General features: G+C 36.1%; 5 protein-coding genes. 1 reads left to right on the plus strand and 4 read right to left on the minus strand.

The window, feature by feature from the left end; translation table 11 throughout:
- Positions 1-132 precede the first annotated feature (132 nt).
- The 4 genes from V5N63_RS11345 to V5N63_RS11360 all read right to left on the minus strand — a co-directional run bounded on the left by V5N63_RS11345 (position 133) and on the right by V5N63_RS11360 (position 2,999).
- Positions 133-612, minus strand: a complete 480-nt coding sequence (locus V5N63_RS11345; RefSeq protein WP_332034030.1) for a DUF1648 domain-containing protein — start codon at positions 610-612, stop codon at positions 133-135.
- 9 nt (positions 613-621) lie between these two features.
- Positions 622-1,335 carry a C40 family peptidase gene (locus V5N63_RS11350; protein ID WP_332034031.1) on the minus strand — a complete coding sequence of 238 codons (714 nt, stop codon included), beginning with the start codon at positions 1,333-1,335 and terminating at the stop codon, positions 622-624.
- Between the two features lie 105 nt (positions 1,336-1,440).
- Positions 1,441-2,088 carry an O-methyltransferase gene (locus V5N63_RS11355; RefSeq protein WP_332034032.1) on the minus strand — a complete coding sequence of 216 codons (648 nt, stop codon included), beginning with the start codon at positions 2,086-2,088 and terminating at the stop codon, positions 1,441-1,443.
- A 74-nt stretch (positions 2,089-2,162) separates the two neighbouring features.
- Positions 2,163-2,999 (minus strand): OmpA family protein, encoded by an 837-nt coding sequence (locus tag V5N63_RS11360; RefSeq protein ID WP_332034033.1) that lies wholly within the window; start codon positions 2,997-2,999, stop codon positions 2,163-2,165.
- Positions 3,000-3,078: 79 nt separating this feature from the next.
- Between V5N63_RS11360 and tilS the strand changes: the two genes are divergently transcribed.
- On the plus strand, positions 3,079-3,593 hold a 515-nt coding region (gene tilS, locus V5N63_RS11365; RefSeq protein WP_442905816.1), incomplete at its 3' end, for a tRNA lysidine(34) synthetase TilS.

Below are 3,593 nucleotides of genomic sequence, written 5' to 3' on the forward strand. Positions count from 1 at the left end.
ACGATATCACAAGACTGCCTTCTTCCTGCTAATCCTTTTTTTAATTTATAATTAAAAATCGCACCGATTTTCATTCCGGAGATCAGCAAGGAAACGAATATGTTGTAGAAAAATTTCATTAATACAATTTTGTTATTGGGAAGCTGTTTCACTTCTGGAAATGAACCATGAATAAATCAAACTTCCGACAAGAGTGCCTAAAAGGACAAACAATAAAATGTACATGAGTAAAATATTCAAACCGCCTGCTTCATTCATAGCTGTAAGAATGCCTCCATAATTTATTGTTGCAACCATAGAAATTATCGTCAGAGAAAGAATTTGCACAATCAATCTGCTTACGATGGGATTTGTTTTCACATTTTTGGGAAGATTAAGAAGTTGTGAATCTGGATTTCTAGAAAGATAATAGAATAACATAAATATCATCGTCGCAAGAATTGGCAACATCCAGATTGAATTCTTTGAACCGAACCCATCTGCTTTTCCATCACCTCCAAAATGAACAGGAATAATTTCTGGTAAATTTTTATAATTCAAAATCGTGAATATCCAAATGAAAATCAAGATGAAAAAGGAAATCAACTTTAGAAAAAAGGAAATATTTTTCATGGCCAATAATTATAAAATTCGTTTAACAAAACGCAATTTATGGGTGTGTTTTGCTAAATCTTTATTAAAAATTCCTGTGGAATCCAGCAGATCGATTCTTACTTTTCCGTAAGCGTGAATAATTTTTTGATCTTCCAACATGATTCCCACATGAGAAATTTTGCCTTCCTGATTTTCAAAAAAAGCCAAATCTCCGGGTTCACTTTCTTCCACAAAATCTAAAACACTTCCCACTTCCGCCTGCTGGTAAGCATCTCTACGCAACTGAATCCCGTGAACTTTAAAAACCAATTGCGTAAAGCCGCTGCAATCAATCCCAAAAAAACTTCGCCCGCTCCACAAATATGGAACATTTAGAAAGCGTTTTGCAGTTTCAGAAAGCGAATTCCCGGTTGCTTCCGACAGATTTTGTTGTTCATCAGAAAGTATTTCACTTCCTATAGAAAGCAAGATTTTACCTTCGTTAAAATTAAAAAATTTAAAATCTTCAGTAAGAATTTGCGAATTTTTATTAGCAAAATCTTGCTCGGAAATTTTGGAAATTTGGTTTGCATCAACCCAACCTTCGTAGCCATCAAAAACCATTTTAATTTTTGAAAAACTTCCGTTCTCCTCGATAATCTCCACCTTTTCGCCATAGAGAAGTTGGGAAACCATCTCCGACTGATGTGAGTTTTCTGCCCGAAGTGGCGCTACAGAAACTTTGCAAATTCCTTTTTCCATAAATTATATATCGCTGATTTAAACGATTTCGCTGATCATCAATCCTGAAATTTATCAATAACTCTTTTAAAAATCAGCCCTATCATTTAGAACCGCGAGAAAATGTTAAATTTTTCTAATTAAATTAACCCCGTCCCGCAAAGGTAAAATAAGATTTTCGAAATCTGTATCCTGCGCTACCGAATCATTCAGTTCCTTAATTTTTTTGGTAGATTCCTGTTTTGGATTTTCTTCCAGCACTTTCCCGTACCACAGCACATTATCAAACATAATTACGGAACCGGATTTTACTTTGGGTTTGATAAGCCTAAAATATTCCGCATAATTTTCTTTATCTGCATCAATGAATACAAGATCAAAAACCTCCTCGGTTTCCTTCAAAAAATCTTTTGCATCTTGAATTCTAAAGTCGATTTGCGCTGAATATTCACTTTCATTAAAATATTTTTGAGGCAAATACGCCAAATCCTCATTCACATCCAAAGTGGTGATTTTTCCTTCTTTCGCTAAACCTTCTGCCAGACAAAGCGTGGCATATCCGGTAAAAGTGCCGATTTCCAATATTTTTTCAGGCTTCAGCATTTTTGATAGAATCGATAATAATCTTCCCTGCTGATACCCGGAAATCATATGGGGCTGGGTAGTTTTCTGAAAAGTTTCTTTCCGAAGCCTTTTTAGAATTTCGGGTTCTGTGGAAGCGTGATTTTCCAGATATCGGTCCATTTCCGGACAGTTTTCTTCAAAAAAACTCATGGTAATTTTTTTTCAAATTTAATGAAATAAAAAATCCCGAAAAATTTCGGGATTGTATTATTTGAATGTTATCATTAGTTCTTAACCGGAGCAATATCCATAAGTTTCATGAATTCATCCAATTTAGGCATAATGATGATTTCAGTTCTACGGTTTTCAGCTCTTCCGGAAACCGACGCATTGGTGGTTTTTGGATTGTATTCACTTCTTCCGCCCGCTGTAATTCTTGCAGGATTCACACCGAATTTGGTCTGAAGAATTTTAGCCATTGAAGTTGCACGTAATGCGGATAAATCCCAGTTGTCTTTTGGTAAATTGGCTGAATTTAACGGAACATTATCGGTATTTCCTTCAATTAAAACCGAATAAGTATCGTAATCATTAATCACCTGGGCTACTTTACCCAAAACTTCCTGAGCAGCAGGCAACACGTTATAATCGCCTGTTTTGTAAAGCATTTGATCAGATAATGAAATCATTACCACGCCTTTTAAAACTTTCACCTGAACATCTTTATCTGCGATATTATCAAGAGATCGTTTCAGTTTGTTTGAAAGTGCGAGATTTAAACTGTCGTTTTTCGCGTTGGTAGAAATCAGCTGCTTGATGTATTTATTGGAAGCATTAATTTCGCCGATAAGTTCGGTAATGTTTTTAGAACCTTGACCGGTGTTAGCCAAACACGCATCAAGAGAAGTTTTCAAAGCATCATTCTGGCTTCTCAGTAGATTATTTTCACTCGTAAGTCCAGCATTGGTGGTCTTTAAATCCTGAATTTCGCGTTGTCTCTCCCCGATATTGGTAATACACTGGTTATAGTTTAAATTTAGAGCATCAAACTGCTTCTTGCTTACACAAGAAGTTAATGTTAGCGCCATGATTGCAATGACCAAAAGTGTTCCTGTTCTCATAAAAATCTGTTTATTTAAGCCAAAAATAGCCAATTCATTTTAAACAGAAGAATTATCTTTGCTAAATATTCCTTAAAAATTGCTTACCCAAAAGAATTTTGAAGCTGCGCTGCGAAATCTTCACCGAAACAACACGTGGAGCACCTATCTTCTTGCGGTAAGCGGAGGAGCCGATTCGATGGTGCTTCTTCATTTATTCAAAAAATTGGGATTGCATTTTGAAGTCGCGCATGTGAACTATAAACTTCGCGGTAAAGATTCGGAAGACGACAGAGAAACGGTAGAAGATTTCTGCCTTGAAAATAATATTGCTTTTCATCTTTATGAAGTCTCCGAAAAAGATAATCAGCCTGAAAATTCTATCCAGAACTGGGCGAGAAATCTTCGTTACACATTTTTCAGGAAGATACAGGAAGAGCGAAAACTGCAGCATTTGGTCACTGCGCATCATCTCAATGATCAACTTGAGACTTTCCTCATCAATCTTTCGAAAGCCTCGGGAATTAAAGGTTTGAGTGGAATTCCGGCAAAAGAAAACCAGATTCTGCGTCCGCTTCTTCAATTTTCGAAAGATGAAATTTATGCATTCGCTGC

It is taken from the genome of Kaistella sp. (genome assembly GCF_032060305.1).
Classification (GTDB): domain Bacteria; phylum Bacteroidota; class Bacteroidia; order Flavobacteriales; family Weeksellaceae; genus Kaistella; species Kaistella yananensis.

Bases quoted from the DNA above. Each gene is read 5' to 3' on its own strand.
- V5N63_RS11345 (WP_332034030.1), bottom strand. From the start codon at position 612: ATGAAAAATATTTCCTTTTTTCTAAAGTTGATTTCCTTTTTCATCTTG.
- V5N63_RS11350 (WP_332034031.1), bottom strand. From the start codon at position 1,335: ATGGAAAAAGGAATTTGCAAAGTTTCTGTAGCGCCACTTCGGGCAGAA.
- V5N63_RS11355 (WP_332034032.1), bottom strand. From the start codon at position 2,088: ATGAGTTTTTTTGAAGAAAACTGTCCGGAAATGGACCGATATCTGGAA.
- V5N63_RS11360 (WP_332034033.1), bottom strand. From the start codon at position 2,999: ATGAGAACAGGAACACTTTTGGTCATTGCAATCATGGCGCTAACATTA.